Raw genomic sequence first — 23,427 nt, forward strand, 5'->3', positions numbered from 1 at the left:
ATGGAAACCTATGCTGTTTTTGGAAATCCGATTGCGCACAGCAAATCGCCATTTATTCATCAGCAATTTGCTCAGCAGCTAGATATTGTTCACCCCTATGGTCGCGTGCTGGCCCCTATTAATAATTTCATTAATACGCTTGATGCCTTTTTCGCGGCAGGGGGAAAAGGCGCAAACATCACAGTACCTTTTAAAGAGGAGGCGTTTGCGCGATCGGATGAGTTAACGGAACGAGCATCGCTGGCGGGAGCCGTCAACACATTAAAACGGCTGGAAGATGGTCGTTTGCTTGGCGACAATACTGACGGTATCGGTTTATTAAGCGATCTCAAACGTTTAAATTTTATCCGCCCAGGATGGCGTATTTTGCTGATTGGCGCGGGCGGCGCATCCCGGGGCGTGCTGTTACCTCTGCTTTCTTTGGATTGCGCGGTCACTATCACTAACCGTACAGCTTCACGTGCCGAAGCGTTGGCGAAAATCTTTGCTCATACCGGCAGCGTTCATGCCATGGATATGGACAAGCTGGATGGTTGTGAGTTTGACCTGATTATTAATGCGACCTCCAGCGGCATACGGGGCGAAATCCCGGCGATTCCGGCGTCACTTATTCACCCTTCCCTCTGTTGCTATGACATGTTCTATCAAAAAGGGAATACGCCATTTCTCTCCTGGTGTGTACAACAGGGCGCAAAACGCTACGCAGATGGGCTGGGAATGCTGGTGGGGCAGGCTGCACATGCCGTTTTGCTTTGGCACGGTGTATTACCGCAGGTCGAGCCAGTGATTGAGCTGCTACAGCAGGAATTATTAGCGTGAACCAGGCCATACAATTTCCTGACCGCGAAGAATGGGATACTGCCGCCAGCGCTGTCATCTTTCCCGCCCTGGTTAATGGGATGCAACTCACGTGTGCAATAAAAAAAGATGTACTGGCGTATCGCTTTGGTGGAGAAACAGCGGAGCAATGGCTGGCCATTTTTCGTGAGTATCGCTGGGACCTGGAAGAAGAGGCTGAAGCATTAATCCTGGCCCAGCAGGAAGACGATCACGGTTGGATATGGTTATCCTGAGAAAGATAGTCGTCTTTCCATTTTACATAGTTATTGGCGGAGTACTGCAGGCCCGATCTCTCAGCATCGCTCAGGGGGCGGATCTGTTTTACCGGACTGCCAAGATATAAATAGCCGCTTTCCAGCCGTTTGTGCTGCGGCACCAGGCTTCCCGCGCCAATCATTACGTCATCTTCTATTATCGCGCCATCCAGCACAATGGAGCCCATACCGACCAGTACGCGGTTACCGATGGTGCAGCCGTGCAGCATAACTTTATGGCCAACGGTAACATCTTCGCCAATGATTAATGGGTTGCCGTGTGGATTGGATGGAGACTTGTGGGTTACGTGAAGAACGCTGCCATCCTGAATGTTCGTACGAGCCCCTATCGCAACGTAATTCACATCGCCGCGAATCACCACAAGCGGCCAGATCCCGACATCATCCGCCAGACGGACATCGCCAATAACCACGCTGCTGGTATCGATCATCACGCGCTGACCGATTTCAGGAAAAAGATCCTTATAAGGACGTAATGTGTCAGACATGTCTACCTCATCATAAATGAATAGTCATGAAGACTTTGGTTGCTTTAACGGCGTTGTGCAAGGGGAGATAGCATCAAAAAATCGCCACTTTGCGCAGGAATGGAGCGAAAGGGATGAAAAATCAACAAACAGAAAAAAAGATCCAAAAAACGCTTGTGCAAAAAAATGGGATCCCTATAATGCGCCTCCATCGACACGGCGGATGTGAATCACTTCACACAAACAGCCGGTCGGTTGAAGAGAAAAATCCTGAAATTCAGGGTTGACTCTGAAAGAGGAAAGCGTAATATACGCCACCTCGCGACGGTGAGCTGCAAGCCGCGTCGCACCTGCTCTTTAACAATTTATCAGACAATCTGTGTGGGCACTCGAAGATACGGATTCTTAACGTCCTCGGACGAAAAATGAATACCAAGTCTCAAGAGTGAACACGTAATTCATTACGAAGTTTAATTCTTTGAGCATCAAACTTTTAAATTGAAGAGTTTGATCATGGCTCAGATTGAACGCTGGCGGCAGGCCTAACACATGCAAGTCGAACGGTAACAGGAAGCAGCTTGCTGCTTCGCTGACGAGTGGCGGACGGGTGAGTAATGTCTGGGAAACTGCCTGATGGAGGGGGATAACTACTGGAAACGGTGGCTAATACCGCATAACGTCGCAAGACCAAAGAGGGGGACCTTCGGGCCTCTTGCCATCAGATGTGCCCAGATGGGATTAGCTAGTTGGTGAGGTAACGGCTCACCAAGGCGACGATCCCTAGCTGGTCTGAGAGGATGACCAGCCACACTGGAACTGAGACACGGTCCAGACTCCTACGGGAGGCAGCAGTGGGGAATATTGCACAATGGGCGCAAGCCTGATGCAGCCATGCCGCGTGTATGAAGAAGGCCTTCGGGTTGTAAAGTACTTTCAGCGGGGAGGAAGGTGTTGTGGTTAATAACCGCAGCAATTGACGTTACCCGCAGAAGAAGCACCGGCTAACTCCGTGCCAGCAGCCGCGGTAATACGGAGGGTGCAAGCGTTAATCGGAATTACTGGGCGTAAAGCGCACGCAGGCGGTCTGTCAAGTCGGATGTGAAATCCCCGGGCTCAACCTGGGAACTGCATTCGAAACTGGCAGGCTTGAGTCTTGTAGAGGGGGGTAGAATTCCAGGTGTAGCGGTGAAATGCGTAGAGATCTGGAGGAATACCGGTGGCGAAGGCGGCCCCCTGGACAAAGACTGACGCTCAGGTGCGAAAGCGTGGGGAGCAAACAGGATTAGATACCCTGGTAGTCCACGCCGTAAACGATGTCTACTTGGAGGTTGTGCCCTTGAGGCGTGGCTTCCGGAGCTAACGCGTTAAGTAGACCGCCTGGGGAGTACGGCCGCAAGGTTAAAACTCAAATGAATTGACGGGGGCCCGCACAAGCGGTGGAGCATGTGGTTTAATTCGATGCAACGCGAAGAACCTTACCTGGTCTTGACATCCACAGAACTTTCCAGAGATGGATTGGTGCCTTCGGGAACTGTGAGACAGGTGCTGCATGGCTGTCGTCAGCTCGTGTTGTGAAATGTTGGGTTAAGTCCCGCAACGAGCGCAACCCTTATCCTTTGTTGCCAGCGATTAGGTCGGGAACTCAAAGGAGACTGCCAGTGATAAACTGGAGGAAGGTGGGGATGACGTCAAGTCATCATGGCCCTTACGACCAGGGCTACACACGTGCTACAATGGCGCATACAAAGAGAAGCGACCTCGCGAGAGCAAGCGGACCTCATAAAGTGCGTCGTAGTCCGGATTGGAGTCTGCAACTCGACTCCATGAAGTCGGAATCGCTAGTAATCGTGGATCAGAATGCCACGGTGAATACGTTCCCGGGCCTTGTACACACCGCCCGTCACACCATGGGAGTGGGTTGCAAAAGAAGTAGGTAGCTTAACCTTCGGGAGGGCGCTTACCACTTTGTGATTCATGACTGGGGTGAAGTCGTAACAAGGTAACCGTAGGGGAACCTGCGGTTGGATCACCTCCTTACCTTAAAGAACTGTTCTTTGAAGTGCTCACACAGATTGTCTGATGAAAAGTGAATAGCAAGGCGTCTTGCGATTGAGACTTCAGTGTCCCCTTCGTCTAGAGGCCCAGGACACCGCCCTTTCACGGCGGTAACAGGGGTTCGAATCCCCTAGGGGACGCCACTTGCGCGGTAATGTGTGAAAGGCGTTGCCATCAGTATCTCAAAACTGACTTACGAGTCACGTTTGAGATATTTGCTCTTTAAAAATCTGGATCAAGCTGAAAATTGAAACACAGAACAACGAAAGTTGTTCGTGAGTCTCTCAAATTTTCGCAACACGAAGTGAAACATCTTCGGGTTGTGAGGTTAAGCGACTAAGCGTACACGGTGGATGCCCTGGCAGTCAGAGGCGATGAAGGACGTGCTAATCTGCGATAAGCGCCGGTAAGGTGATATGAACCGTTATAACCGGCGATTTCCGAATGGGGAAACCCAGTGTGACTCGTCACACTATCATTAACTGAATCCATAGGTTAATGAGGCGAACCGGGGGAACTGAAACATCTAAGTACCCCGAGGAAAAGAAATCAACCGAGATTCCCCCAGTAGCGGCGAGCGAACGGGGAGGAGCCCAGAGCCTGAATCAGCATGTGTGTTAGTGGAAGCGTCTGGAAAGGCGCGCGATACAGGGTGACAGCCCCGTACACAAAAGCGCATGTGCTGTGAGCTCGATGAGTAGGGCGGGACACGTGGTATCCTGTCTGAATATGGGGGGACCATCCTCCAAGGCTAAATACTCCTGACTGACCGATAGTGAACCAGTACCGTGAGGGAAAGGCGAAAAGAACCCCGGCGAGGGGAGTGAAAAAGAACCTGAAACCGTGTACGTACAAGCAGTGGGAGCACAGGTTTACCTGTGTGACTGCGTACCTTTTGTATAATGGGTCAGCGACTTATATTCTGTAGCAAGGTTAACCGAATAGGGGAGCCGGAGGGAAACCGAGTCTTAATTGGGCGTTAAGTTGCAGGGTATAGACCCGAAACCCGGTGATCTAGCCATGGGCAGGTTGAAGGTTGGGTAACACTAACTGGAGGACCGAACCGACTAATGTTGAAAAATTAGCGGATGACCTGTGGCTGGGGGTGAAAGGCCAATCAAACCGGGAGATAGCTGGTTCTCCCCGAAAGCTATTTAGGTAGCGCCTCGTGAATTCATCTCCGGGGGTAGAGCACTGTTTCGGCTAGGGGGCCATCCCGGCTTACCAACCCGATGCAAACTGCGAATACCGGAGAATGTTATCACGGGAGACACACGGCGGGTGCTAACGTCCGTCGTGAAGAGGGAAACAACCCAGACCGCCAGCTAAGGTCCCAAAGTCATGGTTAAGTGGGAAACGATGTGGGAAGGCCCAGACAGCCAGGATGTTGGCTTAGAAGCAGCCATCATTTAAAGAAAGCGTAATAGCTCACTGGTCGAGTCGGCCTGCGCGGAAGATGTAACGGGGCTAAACCATGCACCGAAGCTGCGGCAGCGACACTCAGGTGTTGTTGGGTAGGGGAGCGTTCTGTAAGCCTGCGAAGGTGGCCTGTGAGGGTTGCTGGAGGTATCAGAAGTGCGAATGCTGACATAAGTAACGATAAAGCGGGTGAAAAGCCCGCTCGCCGGAAGACCAAGGGTTCCTGTCCAACGTTAATCGGGGCAGGGTGAGTCGACCCCTAAGGCGAGGCCGAAAGGCGTAGTCGATGGGAAACGGGTTAATATTCCCGTACTTGGTGTTACTGCGAAGGGGGGACGGAGAAGGCTATGTTGGCCGGGCGACGGTTGTCCCGGTTTAAGCGTGTAGGTGTGTGTTCCAGGTAAATCCGGTTCACTTTAACACTGAGGCGTGACGACGAGGCACTACGGTGCTGAAGCAACAAATGCCCTGCTTCCAGGAAAAGCCTCTAAGCATCAGGTAACATCAAATCGTACCCCAAACCGACACAGGTGGTCAGGTAGAGAATACCAAGGCGCTTGAGAGAACTCGGGTGAAGGAACTAGGCAAAATGGTGCCGTAACTTCGGGAGAAGGCACGCTGACACGTAGGTGAAGTGATTTACTCATGGAGCTGAAGTCAGTCGAAGATACCAGCTGGCTGCAACTGTTTATTAAAAACACAGCACTGTGCAAACACGAAAGTGGACGTATACGGTGTGACGCCTGCCCGGTGCCGGAAGGTTAATTGATGGGGTCAGCGCAAGCGAAGCTCCTGATCGAAGCCCCGGTAAACGGCGGCCGTAACTATAACGGTCCTAAGGTAGCGAAATTCCTTGTCGGGTAAGTTCCGACCTGCACGAATGGCGTAATGATGGCCAGGCTGTCTCCACCCGAGACTCAGTGAAATTGAACTCGCTGTGAAGATGCAGTGTACCCGCGGCAAGACGGAAAGACCCCGTGAACCTTTACTATAGCTTGACACTGAACATTGAGCCTTGATGTGTAGGATAGGTGGGAGGCTTTGAAGTGTGGACGCCAGTCTGCATGGAGCCGACCTTGAAATACCACCCTTTAATGTTTGATGTTCTAACGTGGACCCGTAATCCGGGTTGCGGACAGTGTCTGGTGGGTAGTTTGACTGGGGCGGTCTCCTCCTAAAGAGTAACGGAGGAGCACGAAGGTTGGCTAATCCTGGTCGGACATCAGGAGGTTAGTGCAATGGCATAAGCCAGCTTGACTGCGAGCGTGACGGCGCGAGCAGGTGCGAAAGCAGGTCATAGTGATCCGGTGGTTCTGAATGGAAGGGCCATCGCTCAACGGATAAAAGGTACTCCGGGGATAACAGGCTGATACCGCCCAAGAGTTCATATCGACGGCGGTGTTTGGCACCTCGATGTCGGCTCATCACATCCTGGGGCTGAAGTAGGTCCCAAGGGTATGGCTGTTCGCCATTTAAAGTGGTACGCGAGCTGGGTTTAGAACGTCGTGAGACAGTTCGGTCCCTATCTGCCGTGGGCGCTGGAGAACTGAGGGGGGCTGCTCCTAGTACGAGAGGACCGGAGTGGACGCATCACTGGTGTTCGGGTTGTCATGCCAATGGCACTGCCCGGTAGCTAAATGCGGAAGAGATAAGTGCTGAAAGCATCTAAGCACGAAACTTGCCCCGAGATGAGTTCTCCCTGAGACTTAAAGTCTCCTGAAGGAACGTTGAAGACGACGACGTTGATAGGCCGGGTGTGTAAGCGCAGCGATGCGTTGAGCTAACCGGTACTAATGAACCGTGAGGCTTAACCTTACAACGCCGAAGATGTTTTGGCGGATGAGAGACGATTTTCAGCACTGATTCCGGATTTTCGGGAACGAAAGATAAAAGATTCGTTTCCGGCAACAGAATTTGCCTGGCGGCACTAGCGCGGTGGTCCCACCTGACCCCATGCCGAACTCAGAAGTGAAACGCCGTAGCGCCGATGGTAGTGTGGGGTCTCCCCATGCGAGAGTAGGGAACTGCCAGGCATCAAATTTAGTGTGCTGATATGGCTCAGTTGGTAGAGCGCACCCTTGGTAAGGGTGAGGTCCCCAGTTCGACTCTGGGTATCAGCACCACTTAATACGGTTAAAGTTCGGCATTTGAAAAAGAATTTGTCTGGCGGCAGTAGCGCGGTGGTCCCACCTGACCCCATGCCGAACTCAGAAGTGAAACGCCGTAGCGCCGATGGTAGTGTGGGGTCTCCCCATGCGAGAGTAGGGAACTGCCAGACATCAAATAAAGCAAAAGGCCCAATCGAAAGATTGGGCCTTTTTGCATTTATCTCTCTATGGAAAAAGTTATCGGATAATGACGCCGACGCGTTTTATATTTGGTTTATACCTTTCATACTTCAAGTCGCTTATGTGTTGGCTACGGATTACTCGGCCCATTCATGGGCCTCGCCCTGACGGGCCGTCGCACGCGACGTTTAAATCTGCTCCCGGCAGATTTGTCGCTCACCCCAGTCACATAGTTATCTATGCTCCTGGGGACTCACTCCCTTGCCGCCTTTAAGCAACTCGAATTATTTTGGGTATATAACATCTTCGTAGAGTGGATAAAAACCGTTTTAGTAAACGTGATTTCCCGCCATATATCCGCCTGAACCATCGAATGTGAACCGTGCTGAAGTAGATGTACAAACGGCTTTTACTTACGCCTCTAATAAGCAGTAGAGATATTCGCTGAGGACTAAGAATCTGGCCCATTAGGCTATTTTATTTGCCAGTTTGGCCGTGGGACAGTGCTCAAAATCCTCATGTATTACGTGTATGCTCCGGTTTATATCCAGACTGTCTGTAATAATTACGCCTAATGACCACGCTCTAAGTCTTACTGTATAAAGCCTGTTTTTAATGCGGCTTACGATGCTATCAAGCTACAATTTTGTCTGCATCGGACAAGGAATAGAATAAATACCATCGGGATGGGTGAGTAAGAAAAGAGAGCGTTTTATCGTGTTAACTTTCGGGGGACAGGCTGAATAGATTACGTCGCTGAGCATCCTTACGATTACTGAAAGCGCGGCATTGCCGCGCCTGCATGTATCATTTAGAAAGCGCAATGATACCCATCGTCAACCCTGCTACCGCCGCAGCGCCGCCAGCAATAGCGCCTGCTGTCTCCCAGTTATCCTGCGTTGTACCTTTCATACATGTATTGGTATGAACCAGCCGCCCTTGATCGTCATAAACCGGTACGCAAGGAGAATCATGTGCACAACCTGCCAATAAGGTGGTAAGCAATGCAACTGGAATTAGTCTTTTCATGGTGTTACCTCATTAATCAGCGTTTCGCAAAGTACAGCAACGTAAATGCTGGCTCTAACCGCTGCGAAAACGAGAGTTATTTTACCACCACAGAAAAAATGGCTGACATGAGGAATCATCTCAATTCATGTGAATTGTAAAAACTATGGAGAATGCAGAGGTAAGCGGAGAGGGGGAATAGCGGAGATAAAGACGTACCGTTTAAAAGGCGTCCGAAGACGCCTCTGTTTACCGGTTAATCATGATGGCGATTAAATCGGCGTTTTACAACAACGAAGAATACTGGCACGAAGAAGATAGCTAATAAGGTTGCGGTTAACATTCCCCCCATAACCCCTGTGCCTACTGCGTTCTGTGCCCCACTACCTGCGCCACGACTGATAACTAACGGCATTACCCCGAGAATAAAGGCCAGCGAGGTCATTAGAATAGGACGTAAACGCATACGGGATGCTTCCAGCGTCGCTTCAATCAATCCACGTCCTTCTTTTTCCATGAGATCTTTGGCGAACTCGACAATCAGGATGGCGTTTTTAGCAGAAAGGCCAATAGTGGTTAACAAGCCAACCTGGAAGTAAACGTCATTGTTCAGACCGCGCAATGACGCTGCAAGCAGAGCGCCAACCACGCCGAGCGGTACGACCAGCATTACCGAGAACGGAATTGACCAGCTTTCATACAGAGCGGCAAGGCAGAGGAAAACGACAATGAGTGAGATTGCGTACAGTGCCGGCGCCTGGTTACCTGACAACCGTTCCTGATACGACATACCTGTCCAGTCATAGCCAATACCGTTTGGCAGCTGTGAAGCCAGGTTTTCCATTAACGACATGGCTTCACCGGTACTTCGTCCGGGCGCTGCTTCACCGAGCAGTTCCATTGACGGCATCCCGTTATAGCGTTCCAGGCGTGGCGAACCATAAATCCACCGTGCTGAGCTAAAGGTAGAGAAGGGCACCATCTCGCCATTGGCGCTGCGTACATAAAGATTGTTGATATCTTCCGGCAGCATACGGAACTGAGCGTCAGCCTGAACGTATACTTTTTTCACTCGTCCGCGATCGATAAAGTCGTTAACGTAATAGCCGCCCAACGCCGCGGAGATGGTTTCGTTGATATCAGACAGCGAAACGCCGAGCGCCTGTGCTTTTTCTTGATCGACATCCAGCTTGAACTGTGGCGTGTCTTCCAGCCCGTTCGGGCGTACGCGCACTAATAGATCAGGATGCTTCGCGACCATACCCAGGAGTTGATTACGCGCTTTTGTTAACGCATCATGACCGAGTCCTCCCTGATCAATCAGTTCGAAGTCGAAACCTGTTGCGGTACCTAACTCGACAATTGCCGGCATGTTGAAGGGGAACACCAACCCGTCGCGAATCTGGCTAAAGGCGCGTGTCGCTCTGGCGATAACGGCTTCGACGCTATTTTCTTCACCGCTACGCTCTTCCCAGGGTTTAAGGCTGACAAATGCCATCCCTGAGTTTTGTCCCTGACCGCTAAAGCTAAAGCCGTTTACGGTAAACACGCTTTCGACGTTCGCTTTTTCATTATTCAGGTAGTAATGAGTGACTTGATCCAGCACTTTCTGCGTACGTTCTTGCGTAGCGCCAGAGGGGAGCTGAATCATGGTCAGGAATACCCCCTGATCTTCTTCCGGCAGGAAGGAGGTCGGGAGGCGTAAAAACAGAACCGCCATTCCGACTACAATAAGTAGATAGATAATGAGATAGCGACCCGTATTACGCACGATGCCGCTTACGCTGTTAGTATAGTGGTTAACGCTGTGGTCAAACCTGGTATTGAACCAGCCAAAGAAGCCGCTTTTTTTCTCGTGATGTTCAGCAGATACGGGTTTAAGCAGCGTAGCGCATAGCGCTGGCGTCAGAATCAACGCAACCAGAACGGATAGCGCCATTGCTGAAACAATAGTAATAGAGAACTGGCGATAAATTGCCCCGGTCGAGCCGCCAAAAAAGGCCATCGGGATAAATACCGCAGACAGTACCATCGCGATACCAACCAGCGCTCCCTGAATCTGCGACATGGATTTTTCTGTCGCCTCTCGGGGAGAAAGGTTATCCTCCATCATTACACGTTCAACGTTTTCTACGACCACTATCGCATCGTCAACCAACAGCCCTATCGCCAGTACCATACCAAACATCGTCAGAGTATTGATGGAATAGCCAAAGGCGGCGAGTACCGCAAAAGTGCCTAGCAACACGACAGGAACAGCGATGGTAGGAATCAGGGTTGCCCGGATATTCTGTAAGAACAGATACATTACCAGGAACACCAGAATAATTGCTTCAAACAGCGTTTTTACCACTTCGTGGATAGATATTTTTACGAAGGGCGTTGTGTCATAAGGATAAACCACCTTCATTCCCTGGGGGAAGAAAGGCTGCAGCTCCGCCAGTTTCGCTTTGATTGCGGTTGCGGTATCCAGCGCGTTAGCGCCGGTCGCCAGTTTAATACCGAGACCGGAGGCCGGTTTACCGTTAATGCGCGCTACAACATTATAGTTTTCACCGCCAAGCTCAATACGCGCGACATCTTTGAGATGGACGACAGAACCGTCGGTATTGACACGCAACGTAACTTTGCCGAACTCTTCCGGATCTTTCAGACGCGTTTGGGCGATGATTGAGGCGTTAAGCTGCTGGCCCGGTAATGCTGGCGTGCCGCCCAGTTGGCCTGCCGCAATCTGGTCGTTCTGTACTTTTAACTGGTTGATGACGTCAACTGGCGTGAGCTGGTATTTATTTAGCAGATTCGCATCCAGCCAGATACGCATGGCGTACTGTGCGCCAAATAGCTGAACGTCGCCCACACCATTAAGACGGCTGATAGAATCCTTAATGTTAGAGGCGACATAGTCAGAGATGTCGTCCTGGGTAGTGTTCGGATTATCCGAGACGAACCCGGCGACCATCAAAAAGCTGCTGCTGGACTTTTCAACGCTAATCCCCTGCTGCTGGACTTCTTGCGGCAGTAAAGGCGTGGCGAGCTGCAATTTATTTTGCACCTGAACCTGCGCGATATCCGGATCGGTTCCGGACTGGAAGGTCAGGGTGATGGTCACGCTACCAGCAGAGTCGCTGGTAGAGGACATATACATCAGGTTATCGATACCGTTCATATTTTGTTCGATAACCTGAGTAACCGTATCCTGTACCGTCTGCGCATCCGCGCCAGGATAGGTTGCAGAAATAGAAACCGCTGGCGGCGCAATGGTTGGATACTGCGCAACGGGAAGTTGCATTATTGCCAGTGCGCCAGCCATCATCAGGATAATGGCCAGAACCCAGGCGAAAATAGGACGTCTAATAAAAAAGTTTGCCATGTACGGTTACCTTATTGCGCCGTTTTCGCTGCAGGAGCATCGGTAGTGGCTTTCACCTGGACGCCCGGTCGCGCTTTTTGTAAGCCGCTGACGATGACCTTATCGCCCGGTTTTAACCCTTCGCTGATGAGCCATTTATCGCCAATAGCCTGCGCCGCCACGACATTGCGGGCTTCGACCTGGCTTTTATCGTTAACCACCATCACCATTGCGTCGCCGCGCGGCGTGCGGGTCACGCCCTGCTGGGGGACAAGGATGGCATTGGGCTGGACGCCTTCATCAATGCGGGCGCGAACAAACATACCGGGAAGCAGACTGTGTTGCGGGTTAGGGAACACCGCCCTGAGCGTGATAGAGCCGGTGCTTTCATCTACGGTAACGTCGGAAAATTGCAGCGTGCCTTTAATCGGGTAGACCTGACCATTTTCCATTACCAGTTGAACCGTGCTACTGGCGCTGTCTTTATGCAGGTTACCTTGTTCGACGGATTGCTTGAGTCGCATAAAGTCGTTGCTTGATTGCGTCACGTCGACATAAATCGGGTCGAGTTGTTGCACGGTAGCCAGTTCAGTTGACTGACCATTAGTCACCAGCGCGCCTTCAGTCACATTAGATTTTCCTATACGCCCGCTGATGGGTGAGGTGACTTTGGTATACGCAAGGTTAATACGCGCGCTTTCAACAGCGGCTTTTGCCGCCACAACGGCGGCATCGGCCTGGCGGGCGTCGGCAATCGCCTGATCATATTCCTGTTGGCTGATATATTTTGTGCCGACCAGTGGAACATAGCGTTTGACCGTCAGGTGCGCGATAGCCGCAGCCGCTTCGCTTTTAGCAAGTTCGCCTTTAGCGCTGTCATAATCAGCCTGATAAGTGGCAGGATCGATCTGATAGAGCGACTGCCCGGCCTCTACATCGCTACCTTCGGTGAAGTTTCTTTTAAGCACGATCCCGCTCACCTGGGGGCGAACCTCCGCAATGCGAAATGCGGACGTACGTCCGGGAAGTTCGGTCGTTACGGCTAGCGGCGCTGTTTCGACCACATGGACGGTGACTTGCGGCTCGCCGGCATGAGCCTGGGTATCTCCCTGGTCATTACAACCGGCCAGCAGCGCAGCAGAGAATATGATGAATGAGGGCAGGAGTGAAAACCTGGCATGTTTCGTCATTACTGTTCCTTAAAAAACCGAAAGCTCGTTATTCACCGGATAACGGTAAGGCGTTAACGCGCGAAAAATAGAATAGCAGTGGGGTATCCTACAAATTATTAGCTTGTGATGTAAGCAATACTTATTTTGGGATGGGGTTCACGGCACATAAAAGCAAAAAAAAAGAACTATTCCCTGTCGTTTCATAATGTCCCGATTAGTAAAATCATGATGTTGAATAACATAATTAGAAATATATATTTTATATGAATATGTTTTATTAATTTATTTGTTTTTATTATTGATTTGGCGATATTGTGCGAAATAAAAATAGCTGTCTCTCGTCTGACTAAAAAGGACATGGTAAAGTTGTTTTTTGTGCTGAGTATTTTATCAGCGTATTTATCGTTTTTATGGTCCAGGATATCTTAATTATGGCGAAGAAAACGAAGGCGGATGCGCTTAAAACGCGGCAACATTTGATTGAAACCGCTATTGCGCAGTTCGCTTTGCGCGGCGTTGCCAACACGACGTTGAATGATATCGCTGATGCCGCTGATGTCACGCGGGGCGCCATCTACTGGCACTTTGAGAATAAAACGCAGTTGTTTAATGAGGTTTGGTTACAGCAACCACCTTTACGCGAACTTATTCAGGACAGGCTTACGGGATGCTGGAATGATAATCCTTTACAGGATCTACGAGAGAAATTTATTGCAGCCTTACAATATATTGCGGCAGTGCCTCGTCAGCAGGCATTAATGCAGATTTTATATCATAAATGTGAATTCCATAATGGTATGATATCGGAACAGGCCATTCGGGAGAAGATGGGTTTCCATCATCAGTCGCTGCTTGAAGTATTACAGCGATGTATGGATAAAAAGCTGATCTCAGGCAGTCTTGATCTGGATGTCATATTAATTATTCTGCATGGTAGTTTTAGCGGAATAGTAAAGAACTGGTTAATGAATCCCACAAGTTATGATCTTTATAAGCAGGCGCCTGCATTAGTCGATAATGTATTAAAAATGCTAAGCCCGGATGGCAGTGTGAGGCAATTAATGCCAAATGAACAACAGGCGGAAGAAGCCTGAGATTATTTTGAGTTGATATTATATATTTACCTTGTGAATATATTGGCAGGGTCCCGAATATCGCGAGCAATTTCCTCTGCCGTACGCGGCTTGCCAAGCAGGAACCCCTGAAGCGTATGGCATCCTAACTGGGTCAAAAATTGTTGCTGCGTTTCATTCTCTACCCCTTCTGCCACAATTTGCAGATTTAACGCTTTCGCCAGCGCGACAATAGCCGCAACAATGGTCGCGCCGTCGCCTGCCTCGCTGAGTTCATGTACGAAAGCGCGATCAATTTTTAGTTCGCACGCCGGAAGACGTTTCAGATAGAGAAGGCTGGAATAACCGGTGCCAAAGTCGTCAATAGAGGCCTTAACCCCCATTTCCGTTAATCTGGTGAGTATAGCGACGCTTTGCTCTGGCTTGTTCATCGCCGTGGTTTCGGTGATTTCCAGAATCAATAAATCGGGACGGATACTGTGTCGGGCCAGGCTCCGCGTAATGGTGTCCACAAGCCCGGGCTGCTCAAATTGTAAGGCGGACAGGTTTACCGCCACTGACCATAAGGCGTATCCCTGTAAGTGCCACTCGCGGAGCTGTCGACACGCCTCGTCTATCACCCAGCTACCGATAGTGACGATAAGACCCGTTTTTTCCGCCAGCGGTAAAAACTGGTCAGGATTCAGTACGCCTTGTTTTGGATGATACCAGCGCAACAGGGCCTCAAATCCTACAATGGGGCCGGCAGGGGCCTGAAATTTAGGCTGGTACACCAGCCTGAGCTCTTGTCTTTCCAGCGCCAGCCACAGATCATTCATTAGCTGAAGCTGGGTTTGCGCCAGCATATTCATTGATGGCTGAAAGAAATGGTATCCGTTACGCCCCGTATGTTTCGTGTGGTACATTGCGGCATCGGCGTTGAACATCAGTTCCCGTTCGTTTTTTCCGTCCAGCGGATAGAGCGCTATTCCCACGCTAAGGGTGACGACCAGTTCGTACGGATCTATCGTAAAGGGCGCATCTATCGAATGTACCAGCGCGCTGGCAAGGGAAGCCGCTTCGTCAGGCGCGCTAACTTCCGCAAGCAGCACAAATTCGTCGCCGCCAATCCGCGCCAGGGTAAACTGCCCGCTCAGCGGTTGGTTCAGACGATGCGTGACCGCCACCAGTAGCTTATCGCCAATATCATGACCATAAGCGTCATTAACGGCTTTAAAGCCATCCAGATCCATAAACAGTAGCGCGAAAGACGTGCCTTCCCGATTCGCTTTGCTGATGGCCTGTTCCAGACGATCCTCAAGGAGTACCCGGTTTGGTAAACGGGTGAGCGTATCATGCAGCGCCAGCTGCGCCAGTTCCTGGTTCGCCTGCGCCAGCGAAGAGGCAAGTAGTGCGGTACGGGCCTGAAGCCGGGCGTCAAATAAAGAAACCAGCAGAGTAATACCCAGGATAGTCAGCGCGACCACGCTGACAAGAACAGCCAGCCAGTTGCTATCGACGCCACGATGCTCCATCGGCCAGTTTTGGGGGAAGTGTGCGGCCTTCATGCCGGCGTAATGCATGCCGGCGATAGCTATCCCCATTAATACCGCGGCGCCTGCTCGCCTCAGGGCGACATCTGTTCCCTCATGACGCAGGCGGAACGTGAGCCACAGCGCGCCGCAGGACGCCAGTAGCGCGATAATGATAGAGAGGGCAACCCACGCGCTATTCCAGACGATAATGGAAGCAAATTGCAGCGCCGCCATCCCGGTATAATGCATTGCGCTGATGCCCAGTCCCATCACCAGCGCGCCCGGCAGTAAACGGCGCAGGCGCAGTTTTTCAGCGCTGACCAGCCATAGCGCAAACAGGGAGGAGCCGATCGCGATCAGCATGGAGAGGCCGGTGAGGAACGGATCGAAGCGCATGTTCATCGCGTGATCCATCGCCAGCATCCCGACAAAATGCATCGCCCAAATACCGACACCCAGCGCGAAGCCGCCGCCCATTAGCCATATTCTGGCGTTTGATCGGGCGCTTCCGGCTACGCGTCCGGCCATATTTAATGCGGTATAGGACGCAAAAATAGCGACAGCAAATGAAACCGCCACAAGGATGTGGTTGTACTCACTAACCGGCATGTATCATTAGCTCATTGGTTATGCAGGAAAAGAACAGGACGAGACAGTATCACCCCTTCTTTTATCCTCAACGTGTTTTAATTCCCTGTTTTTATAAGGGATAAAAGAAATCCGGGCGATAAATAATCATAGGTTAAATCGCCCGATTCGCTACTCCAGATCGGTACAATTGATCAATTTAAGAGGGTTAACCGAATCCATGTTTCGGCACTTATCCTGTTCAGTCGCCATCAATTCGATCCATTGCATCAAAAGCGCATCAAAAAGAAAAACGGAGACGGCAAAAACAACCAGCCACCAATACTTACGTATCATCGTCAAATCCTGTGTATTCATGCCCATGCGTGCTGGGAATATACATGAAATTTTGACGCTGAAAAGCGGACTTACAATGCTTTTACTTCTCTGAAGATAGCGCGTTTATCCCGACATTTCGCTGCTTTTTGGACAGGTTTTGTGTTTTTCGCTTTTTGACTTTTGCAAGTTCATTTTCTGAATAATGCGAAGTGACGCTCAATCTTCTGAGCCCCATTTTTACGTACTCATTATTGAGTTCAATACCGATAAACTTACGACCTGACGCCGCTGCGACAGCGCCTGTGGTGAAACTGCCTGCGAAAGGGTCCAATACGGTATCGCTCGGGTTAGAAGAGGCCAGTATGATCCGTTTTAACAGCGCGCTGGGCTTTTGCGTAGGATGGTTTTCATATTCATCCATCAGATAACGTACGCGAGGAAATGACCAAACGTTGCCCGGCACTTTTTTCTGATTGTATGGTTGGGGCGGGTTTTTTCGATAATCGATTAGCGCGCGCTTAGCGCCCGTAGTGGTTTCGACCAGAATCGCATCACGGTTAAAGGTATAGCTTTTCGGGTTTTTTACCATCATCAGGATCGGTTCATACATAGAACCAAAGTATTTTTTCGCCTGCACCCCGGAACTATCATAGGACCAGACGATACGGCTTTTGATGGTAAAAAGCGTTCGGCATTTGAGATCGATATACGGCATATTTTCTGTGCTATTCATGATGTACATGGTGCCGTGTTTCTTCAGTACGCGGTGGCACTCATCAATGCATTCATACAGCCAGGCCAGAAAAGACGTTTCGTCCCAGGATTCCACCATACCGTCGAAATCTTTTCCGATATTGTAAGGCGGATCGGCAAAAATTAAGTCAATGCTTTCAGAAGGCAGTTTTTTAAGTTCTGTTAGCGCGTCACCGTGAATAATCTTCTTCGATTCATCGCCAAAGTACTGAGGTTCACATTCCGCTTTCATGACCAAATTCCATGTGATGCGTATAAAAAAGGCGCTTCCCCATGCCGAGTAGCGCCTTTTTAAACAAGCAGTTAGCTAATCGAAATTAGTTCATGCCGTATTTTTTTAATTTTTTACGCAGCGTACCACGGTTGATGCCCATCATCAGAGCAGCACGGGTCTGGTTACCACGGGTGTATTGCATCACCATGTCCAACAGGGGCTGTTCTACTTCAGCCAGTACCAGCTCATACAGGTCATTAACGTCCTGACCATTCAGTTGAGCAAAATAGTTCTTCAGTGCCTGTTTAACCGAGTCACGCAGGGGTTTTTGGGTTACCTGATCCTGAGAGTTAACGGTAGAAACGGTCAGTACGTCAGAATTTACGCGTTGTTCGAACATAGTTCTGTCAGCTCTTTATTTCTGTTTACGCAAAATTTTCGAAGTATGCCTCCAACGCCTCCAGCTGTTCGCTGGCGTCCTCAATAGCGTTGAATGTGCGCCGAAACTGGTCGTCTGGAGCGTGCTCCTGGAGATACCAGGAGACGTGTTTACGCGCGATTCGGTACCCTTTTGCCTGACCGTAAAAGTCATGCAGTTCCCGAACATGCGTGCAAAGCAAGCGCTTTACCTCTGCCAGCGGCAGCGGCGGAAGCAGCTCCCCAGTGTCCAGATAATGCTGGATTTCCCGAAAGATCCAGGGTCTTCCCTGAGCTGCGCGGCCTATCATCAGGGCATCCGCCCCTGTATAGTCGAGAACAGCTCTGGCTTTATGCGGGTTAGTAATGTCGCCATTCGCGATAATCGGAATGGAAACTTTCTGCTTAACTGCCCGAATACTGTCGTATTCAGCTTCTCCGTTGAACAAACAGGCGCGGGTGCGGCCATGAATGGTCAGAGCCTGAATACCACAATCTTCAGCCAGTTGGGCAATCTCTACGCAGTTACGGTGTTCCGGCGCCCAGCCGGTGCGAATCTTGAGAGTCACAGGAACGTCCACTGCGTTTACGACCCCGATGAGTATAGACTTCACTAAATCCGGGTACTGCAAGAGGGCTGAACCTGCCAGCTTACGATTCACTTTCTTCGCCGGGCACCCCATATTGATATCAATAATCTGGGCGCCGCTTTCCACGTTAATACGTGCGGCATCGGCCATCTCAACAGGGTCGCTACCGGCAATTTGCACCGTGCGAATTCCTGGCTCATCAACGTGCACCATCCGTAAACGAGATTTGTCGCTTTCCCACACTTGCGGGTTAGAAGACATCATCTCGGATACTGTCAATCCTGCTCCCATCTCATAGCACAGCGTCCGGAAAGGTCTGTCAGTAATGCCAGCCATGGGCGCTGCGATCAGGCGATTTCTGAGCTGATATTGTCCGATGCGCATGAGTTAAGAAATGACCATACTGTGACTGCAAGGCGGCGTATATTACGCATTTTTTGCACGAGATGAAAGGCCAAACTTTGAACAATCCACTGTTGTAGATCAATGAATCGTGCTTCAAAACAGCAAAATAAATTTATAATTCAGTAAAATCATAGGGTTATTTATTGTCGGCGGTTTTGTACGCGCTTACAAATTCCCGTAACTTCTCTCTATTTCTTCGTCCAGAAACAAGATAAGCGGAATAATCTGCTTTTTTTATAAGCTAATTACCCCAAATGAATGGGATCGCCGTCTCGTTTCAGGACAAGATCACTTCCCGCTGCGCGTGACTTTTCTCCATTGCCAGTCGGAAGGGGGCGCACAGATGCGCTTTTGTGTTCATGAATGGCACGCATAAATTTTTCCAGCTGCGCTGAAGAGAGGGCTAGCGGATGCTGCAGAACAACCCGGATAGCATTTACTAAGTACGAGGGCGATGGCTGCGACCCGTTAAAACGCCAGTACCTTTTGTCCGCTGGTAGCAGCTGTTTATCCAGACGGATAGTGACAAAGAAGTTATTTCAGGCATTCATTTGATGAATTTAATGATGTCTCGGTGACAGAAAGGTGTTAAGGCAGTTGTGTGGAGAAAAGCGTGGCCGGGCGACCACGCTGACAAGAATTATTTCTTACGGCCAGTAATGCGGCACCACTCTTCTTTTTCGACGACCGGGTCGAGAGTGAAAAGCTCGGCGTAAGCATCGCAGACGCTTTCCGCCTGGCTGGCGAGAATACCTGAAAGCCCCAGCAGACCGCCCTCAACGGGCAGTACGCTGATTAACGGGGCCAGTTCGCGTAATGGGCCTGCCAGGATGTTAGCGACAACCACGTCGGCTTTCATGGCTTCTGGCTGGTCTTTCGGCAGGTACAGCTCCAGCCGGTCAGACACGCCGTTGCGTTCGGCATTATCGCGACTGGCCTGAATAGCTTGCGGATCGATATCAATACCAATCGCCTTTGCCGCTCCCAGCTTCAGCGCGGCAATCGCCAGAATGCCTGAACCGCAGCCAAAGTCGATCACGGTTTTGCCGTTGAGATCGAGCCCGTCCAGCCATTGCAGACATAAAGAGGTGGTGGGGTGCGTACCCGTACCGAACGCCAGTCCCGGGTCGAGCATCACGTTGACGGCATTCTCGTCCGGAATGTCACGCCAGCTGGGACAAATCCACAGACGCTCGCCAAAACGCATCGGATGGAAATTATCCATCCATTCGCGTTCCCAGTCTTTATCTTCCAGTTGTTCGATTTTATGGGCAAATCCGGCACCCAGCAGTGGATGTTGCTCCAGAATCGCGACAACGTCTTTCATGTCTGTTTCGGCGTCGAACAGACCGATCACATCGGTATCGCCCCACAGACGGGTTTCGCCCGGCAACGGCTCAAAAACCGGCGTATCGTGCGTATCCTGAAAGGTAATGGAAACGGCGCCCGCTTCCATCAGCGCATCACTTAGCTCTTCAGCATTCGCGCCGGTGGTATTCAGTTTCAATTGGATCCATGGCATGGCAAAACTCTTTATTTATCAGTAGACAATACGGTGGCTTGCGAAGCGGAAGAGCCGAATCGGTTTCCGATCAAAAAAGCCAATAAACTTAACAGTAACGCGGGCACAATCGGATGAAAGCCCAGATACTGAATATTAAATGTGGCAAGCAGGGCATATAGCACGCCGCCCACGATCATGGCGCTTAATGCGCCTGCCGCGTTTGCCCGCTCCCAGTAAAGACCCAATACCAGCGGCCATAAGAACACCGCTTCCAGGCCGCCAAACGCCAGCAGGTTGAGCCAAATGATCATCTCTGGCGGTTTCCATGCTGCCAGCAGCAACAGCGCGCCTAGCAGTAATGTAATCGCTGCCGACATACGCTTCAGCCGGATCTCATTTTGCATCTGATCGGGGCGCAGGTTGAGATAGAGATCTTTAATGATCGTCGCGGAACTTTGCAGCAGTTGGGCGTTAATTGTTGACATGATCGCCGCCATTGGCGCAGCGAGGAAGATCCCGGCGGCAAACGGCGGCAAAACTTTCACCATTAGCGTTGGGATCACCAGATCCGGCACCGTCAGATCCGGAAGCACCGCGCGACCCAGCGCGCCGGCAAGGTGCATCCCGAACATTAAAATCGCTACGACAATCGTACCGATAATAATGCCCCGGTGTACCGCTTTACTGTCTTTATAGGAGATGCAGCGCACCGCCGTATGCGGCAGGCCAATCACACCAAAACAGACCAGTACCCAAAAAGAGGTCATAAAGGCGGGAGAAAGTATGTCATCGGCGCCCTGCGGCGTTACCAGTTTGGGGTCGAGAGCGTGCAGCGTGTCAACGGCCTGACTTAGACCGCCCGCCGCATGGATCACGCCCACCAGCAGCACTATCGTGCCGACCAGCATCACCAGGCCCTGTAGCGTATCGTTAAGTACGCTGGCGCGAAAGCCGCCAAACGCCGTATAGAGTGCGATACTGACGCCAAATATTAGCAGGCCGGTTTCGTAGGGAATTCCCGCCGCGGTTTCCAGCAGTCGCGCGCCGCCGATAAATTGTACGGTCATTGCGCCAATAAACGCGACCAATAAACTCAGGCTTGCCAACCACACCAGCAGGCGGCTTTGGTAACGCGCGAATAGCATATCGTTAAGCGTGACGGCATTATAGCGACGCGCCAGGATAGCGAATTTTTTACCCAGAATACCCAGTGAAAGCCAGACGGCGGGAAGCTGGATCATCGCCAGCAAGACCCAGCCCAGACCGTATTTATAAGCCGCGCCGGGACCGCCGATAAATGAACTGGCGCTAATATAGGTGGCGGTCAGCGTCATCGCGAGCACGATCCCGCCCATCGAACGGCTGCCAAGAAAATATTCGTTTAAAAAAGTGCCGGCGGTACGCTTGCGCATAGCGTAAATCGAGACCCCGAAGACCACGATCAGATAGGCTACCAGCGGTAGAATGACCTCAAGCTGCATCGTCATCCTCCAGCGAAATATCGCGATAAATGAATTTCACCATCGCCCAGCACAGCAAAATAAAGACCAGCGGCGTCAATAAGCAGGCCATCTCGAACCAGTGCGGCAGACCGGTAATTCCCGGCGAGTCTCCAGGTAAGTAAGCAGCCACTAACCATGCCGCCAGATAGCAAAGGGTCAGCCACAGCGCCCAGCGCGCCTCTTTATGGGCCTGAACAAAACGAGCGTCCATTTTTTGTCCCTTATGGGTGAAGAAAGCGGGAATTGTACATGATGGGGCATCGCTATCCCCAGAAATAAAAAAGGCCGGATTCACCGGCCTTTTGAGATTAACGTGCGATTACTTTTCCTGAAGACCGAGTTTTTTCTCCAGATAGTGGATGTTGGTTCCACCGTGCTGGAAGTGCTCGTCATTCATGATGCGGGTCTGCAGATCGATATTGGTTTTGATACCATCGATAATCAGTTCCTGCAGGGCATTTTTCATACGGGCAATCGCCACGTCGCGGTTTTCACCGTAGCAGATGAGTTTGCCGATCATGGAATCATAGTACGGCGGCACCGTGTAGCCCGCGTAGATATGAGATTCCCAGCGAACGCCAAAGCCGCCAGGCGCATGGAAGCGCGTGATTTTGCCAGGGCTTGGCAGGAAAGTGTTCGGATCTTCGGCATTGATACGGCATTCTACCGCATGGCCTCGAACGACAACTTCGTCCTGTGTGATCGACAGCGGCTGACCCGCCGCGATGCGCAACTGCTCTTTGATCAAATCGACGCCGGTAATCATTTCAGTCACCGGGTGTTCAACCTGAATACGGGTGTTCATTTCGATGAAATAGAACTCGCCGTTTTCGAACAGGAATTCGAACGTCCCTGCGCCGCGATAGCCGATGTCTACGCACGCTTTCGCGCAGCGTTCGCCGATATAGCGACGCAGTTCCGGCGTAATGCCTGGCGCCGGGGCTTCTTCAACCACTTTCTGGTGGCGACGCTGCATGGAACAGTCGCGTTCCGCCAGATAGATAGCGTTGCCCTGGCCGTCCGCCAGCACCTGAATTTCGATGTGGCGTGGATTTTCCAGGTATTTTTCCATGTATACCATGTCGTTGCTGAAAGCCGCTTTCGCTTCCGCTTTGGTCATGGAGATGGACTGCGCCAGTTCAGCATCGCTACGAACCACGCGCATACCGCGGCCGCCGCCGCCGCCGGACGCTTTGATGATCACCGGATAGCCAATACGTTTGGCATGAGCGCGGTTCGCATTCATATCGTCGCCCAGCGGGCCGTCAGATCCTGGTACGGTCGGCACGCCCGCTTTTTTCATCGCGGTAATCGCGGACACTTTATCGCCCATCAGGCGGATGGTGTCCGCTTTCGGGCCGATAAAGATAAAGCCGGAGCGTTCAACCTGCTCGGCAAAATTGGCGTTCTCAGAAAGGAAGCCGTAACCCGGGTGGATTGCCACCGCGCCGGTGATTTCAGCGGCGCTAATGATAGCCGGGATGTTCAGATAACTTTTTACGGACGGTGCCGGACCAATACAGACCGTCTCATCCGCCAGCAATACGTGTTTTAAATCGCGATCCGCGCTTGAGTGCACAGCGACGGTCTTGATGCCGAGTTCTTTACAGGCTCGAAGAATACGTAGTGCGATCTCGCCGCGGTTGGCGATGACAATTTTATCCAACATGTTCGCC

17 protein-coding genes, 2 tRNA genes and 4 rRNA genes are annotated in these 23,427 nt (G+C 51.1%); 10 read left to right on the forward strand and 13 right to left on the reverse strand.

Going from position 1 to position 23,427, the window contains the following annotated elements; translation table 11 throughout:
- Together aroE and HU143_RS02165 are read left to right on the forward strand one after the other, a co-directional pair.
- Entirely contained in the window at window positions 1-819 is an 819-nt protein-coding gene (gene aroE / locus HU143_RS02160) for a shikimate dehydrogenase (protein ID WP_000451202.1), read from the forward strand.
- Window positions 816-1,073 (forward strand): DUF1488 domain-containing protein, encoded by a 258-nt coding sequence (locus tag HU143_RS02165; protein WP_001070575.1) that lies wholly within the window; start codon window positions 816-818, stop codon window positions 1,071-1,073. Before aroE ends, HU143_RS02165 begins: the two co-directional genes overlap by 4 nt.
- Here the strand turns inward: HU143_RS02165 and HU143_RS02170 are convergent.
- A complete protein-coding gene (locus tag HU143_RS02170; RefSeq protein WP_001285635.1) occupies window positions 1,049-1,603 on the reverse strand; it encodes a gamma carbonic anhydrase family protein in 555 nt (184 codons plus the stop codon). The two genes, HU143_RS02165 and HU143_RS02170, sit on opposite strands and share 25 nt — an antisense overlap.
- A gap of 113 nt (window positions 1,604-1,716) precedes the next feature.
- Between HU143_RS02170 and HU143_RS02175 the strand changes: the two genes are divergently transcribed.
- From HU143_RS02175 to rrf (HU143_RS02205), 7 genes are all read left to right on the forward strand, one after another.
- Window positions 1,717-1,869: a hypothetical protein gene (locus tag HU143_RS02175; RefSeq protein WP_000795911.1), complete on the forward strand. Its 153-nt coding sequence runs from the start codon at window positions 1,717-1,719 to the stop codon at window positions 1,867-1,869.
- 208 nt (window positions 1,870-2,077) lie between these two features.
- A 16S ribosomal RNA gene (locus tag HU143_RS02180) occupies window positions 2,078-3,619 on the forward strand.
- Between the two features lie 85 nt (window positions 3,620-3,704).
- Window positions 3,705-3,780, forward strand: a tRNA-Glu gene (locus HU143_RS02185).
- Between the two features lie 183 nt (window positions 3,781-3,963).
- A 23S ribosomal RNA gene (locus HU143_RS02190) occupies window positions 3,964-6,871 on the forward strand.
- 102 nt (window positions 6,872-6,973) lie between these two features.
- A 5S ribosomal RNA gene (gene rrf, locus HU143_RS02195) occupies window positions 6,974-7,089 on the forward strand.
- A 14-nt stretch (window positions 7,090-7,103) separates the two neighbouring features.
- Window positions 7,104-7,179: transfer RNA gene (locus tag HU143_RS02200), tRNA-Thr, on the forward strand.
- Window positions 7,180-7,218: 39 nt separating this feature from the next.
- Window positions 7,219-7,334: ribosomal RNA gene (rrf, locus tag HU143_RS02205) — 5S ribosomal RNA — on the forward strand.
- Together the 16S, 23S and 5S rRNA genes with 2 tRNA genes alongside form the textbook arrangement of a ribosomal RNA operon.
- A gap of 817 nt (window positions 7,335-8,151) precedes the next feature.
- On the opposite strand, the gene HU143_RS02210 is transcribed toward rrf (HU143_RS02205), so the two are convergent.
- The 3 genes from HU143_RS02210 to HU143_RS02220 all read right to left on the reverse strand — a co-directional run bounded on the left by HU143_RS02210 (window position 8,152) and on the right by HU143_RS02220 (window position 12,891).
- A complete protein-coding gene (locus HU143_RS02210; protein ID WP_000825645.1) occupies window positions 8,152-8,373 on the reverse strand; it encodes a membrane protein in 222 nt (73 codons plus the stop codon).
- 235 nt (window positions 8,374-8,608) lie between these two features.
- Window positions 8,609-11,722 (reverse strand): efflux RND transporter permease subunit, encoded by a 3,114-nt coding sequence (locus HU143_RS02215; RefSeq protein ID WP_023227273.1) that lies wholly within the window; start codon window positions 11,720-11,722, stop codon window positions 8,609-8,611.
- Between the two features lie 11 nt (window positions 11,723-11,733).
- The gene (locus HU143_RS02220) at window positions 11,734-12,891 is read right to left on the reverse strand and encodes an efflux RND transporter periplasmic adaptor subunit (protein ID WP_000160383.1); all 1,158 of its coding nucleotides are present in this window, start codon (window positions 12,889-12,891) and stop codon (window positions 11,734-11,736) included.
- Window positions 12,892-13,304: 413 nt separating this feature from the next.
- Here HU143_RS02220 and envR point away from each other — a divergent pair, with 413 nt between their 5' ends.
- Window positions 13,305-13,967, forward strand: a complete 663-nt coding sequence (gene envR / locus HU143_RS02225; RefSeq protein ID WP_001085725.1) for an acrEF/envCD operon transcriptional regulator — start codon at window positions 13,305-13,307, stop codon at window positions 13,965-13,967.
- A gap of 26 nt (window positions 13,968-13,993) precedes the next feature.
- On the opposite strand, the gene HU143_RS02230 is transcribed toward envR, so the two are convergent.
- The 9 genes from HU143_RS02230 to accC all read right to left on the reverse strand — a co-directional run bounded on the left by HU143_RS02230 (window position 13,994) and on the right by accC (window position 23,420).
- Window positions 13,994-16,069 (reverse strand): putative bifunctional diguanylate cyclase/phosphodiesterase, encoded by a 2,076-nt coding sequence (locus HU143_RS02230; RefSeq protein ID WP_001519073.1) that lies wholly within the window; start codon window positions 16,067-16,069, stop codon window positions 13,994-13,996.
- Window positions 16,070-16,219: 150 nt separating this feature from the next.
- Window positions 16,220-16,384, reverse strand: coding sequence for a DUF2556 family protein (locus tag HU143_RS02235; RefSeq protein WP_000620015.1), 165 nt, complete (start codon window positions 16,382-16,384; stop codon window positions 16,220-16,222).
- 82 nt (window positions 16,385-16,466) lie between these two features.
- On the reverse strand, window positions 16,467-17,351 hold the full coding sequence (gene yhdJ / locus HU143_RS02240; protein ID WP_000642613.1) for an adenine-specific DNA-methyltransferase: 885 nt from the start codon (window positions 17,349-17,351) through the stop codon (window positions 16,467-16,469).
- 85 nt (window positions 17,352-17,436) lie between these two features.
- Window positions 17,437-17,733 carry a DNA-binding transcriptional regulator Fis gene (gene fis, locus HU143_RS02245; protein ID WP_000462905.1) on the reverse strand — a complete coding sequence of 99 codons (297 nt, stop codon included), beginning with the start codon at window positions 17,731-17,733 and terminating at the stop codon, window positions 17,437-17,439.
- Window positions 17,734-17,758: 25 nt separating this feature from the next.
- Window positions 17,759-18,724 (reverse strand): tRNA dihydrouridine synthase DusB, encoded by a 966-nt coding sequence (gene dusB, locus HU143_RS02250; RefSeq protein WP_001219664.1) that lies wholly within the window; start codon window positions 18,722-18,724, stop codon window positions 17,759-17,761.
- 661 nt (window positions 18,725-19,385) lie between these two features.
- Window positions 19,386-20,267 (reverse strand): 50S ribosomal protein L11 methyltransferase, encoded by an 882-nt coding sequence (prmA, locus tag HU143_RS02260; protein ID WP_001145849.1) that lies wholly within the window; start codon window positions 20,265-20,267, stop codon window positions 19,386-19,388.
- 11 nt (window positions 20,268-20,278) lie between these two features.
- Window positions 20,279-21,730, reverse strand: a complete 1,452-nt coding sequence (panF, locus tag HU143_RS02265) for a sodium/pantothenate symporter (protein WP_001175682.1) — start codon at window positions 21,728-21,730, stop codon at window positions 20,279-20,281.
- Window positions 21,720-21,962 (reverse strand): YhdT family protein, encoded by a 243-nt coding sequence (locus HU143_RS02270; protein WP_000340018.1) that lies wholly within the window; start codon window positions 21,960-21,962, stop codon window positions 21,720-21,722. The genes panF and HU143_RS02270 overlap by 11 nt, the downstream gene beginning before the upstream one ends.
- Window positions 21,963-22,070: 108 nt before the next feature.
- Window positions 22,071-23,420 carry an acetyl-CoA carboxylase biotin carboxylase subunit gene (gene accC / locus HU143_RS02275; RefSeq protein ID WP_000884627.1) on the reverse strand — a complete coding sequence of 450 codons (1,350 nt, stop codon included), beginning with the start codon at window positions 23,418-23,420 and terminating at the stop codon, window positions 22,071-22,073.
- Window positions 23,421-23,427 lie beyond the last annotated feature (7 nt).

Origin of the sequence: Salmonella sp. SJTUF14076 (assembly GCF_015534835.1) — a bacterium.
Classification (GTDB): domain Bacteria; phylum Pseudomonadota; class Gammaproteobacteria; order Enterobacterales; family Enterobacteriaceae; genus Salmonella; species Salmonella enterica.

What these genes read in the sequence shown, in the direction of transcription:
- HU143_RS02215 (WP_023227273.1), bottom strand. Translation starts at nt 11,722, where the DNA reads ATGGCAAACTTTTTTATTAGACGTCCTATTTTCGCCTGGGTTCTGGCC.
- HU143_RS02175 (WP_000795911.1), top strand. Translation starts at nt 1,717, where the DNA reads ATGAAAAATCAACAAACAGAAAAAAAGATCCAAAAAACGCTTGTGCAA.
- HU143_RS02270 (WP_000340018.1), bottom strand. Translation starts at nt 21,962, where the DNA reads ATGGACGCTCGTTTTGTTCAGGCCCATAAAGAGGCGCGCTGGGCGCTG.
- HU143_RS02170 (WP_001285635.1), bottom strand. Translation starts at nt 1,603, where the DNA reads ATGTCTGACACATTACGTCCTTATAAGGATCTTTTTCCTGAAATCGGT.
- prmA (WP_001145849.1), bottom strand. Translation starts at nt 20,267, where the DNA reads ATGCCATGGATCCAATTGAAACTGAATACCACCGGCGCGAATGCTGAA.
- aroE (WP_000451202.1), top strand. Translation starts at nt 1, where the DNA reads ATGGAAACCTATGCTGTTTTTGGAAATCCGATTGCGCACAGCAAATCG.
- yhdJ (WP_000642613.1), bottom strand. Translation starts at nt 17,351, where the DNA reads ATGAAAGCGGAATGTGAACCTCAGTACTTTGGCGATGAATCGAAGAAG.
- HU143_RS02230 (WP_001519073.1), bottom strand. Translation starts at nt 16,069, where the DNA reads ATGCCGGTTAGTGAGTACAACCACATCCTTGTGGCGGTTTCATTTGCT.
- HU143_RS02220 (WP_000160383.1), bottom strand. Translation starts at nt 12,891, where the DNA reads ATGACGAAACATGCCAGGTTTTCACTCCTGCCCTCATTCATCATATTC.
- envR (WP_001085725.1), top strand. Translation starts at nt 13,305, where the DNA reads ATGGCGAAGAAAACGAAGGCGGATGCGCTTAAAACGCGGCAACATTTG.
- dusB (WP_001219664.1), bottom strand. Translation starts at nt 18,724, where the DNA reads ATGCGCATCGGACAATATCAGCTCAGAAATCGCCTGATCGCAGCGCCC.
- HU143_RS02235 (WP_000620015.1), bottom strand. Translation starts at nt 16,384, where the DNA reads ATGATACGTAAGTATTGGTGGCTGGTTGTTTTTGCCGTCTCCGTTTTT.
- HU143_RS02210 (WP_000825645.1), bottom strand. Translation starts at nt 8,373, where the DNA reads ATGAAAAGACTAATTCCAGTTGCATTGCTTACCACCTTATTGGCAGGT.
- accC (WP_000884627.1), bottom strand. Translation starts at nt 23,420, where the DNA reads ATGTTGGATAAAATTGTCATCGCCAACCGCGGCGAGATCGCACTACGT.
- fis (WP_000462905.1), bottom strand. Translation starts at nt 17,733, where the DNA reads ATGTTCGAACAACGCGTAAATTCTGACGTACTGACCGTTTCTACCGTT.
- panF (WP_001175682.1), bottom strand. Translation starts at nt 21,730, where the DNA reads ATGCAGCTTGAGGTCATTCTACCGCTGGTAGCCTATCTGATCGTGGTC.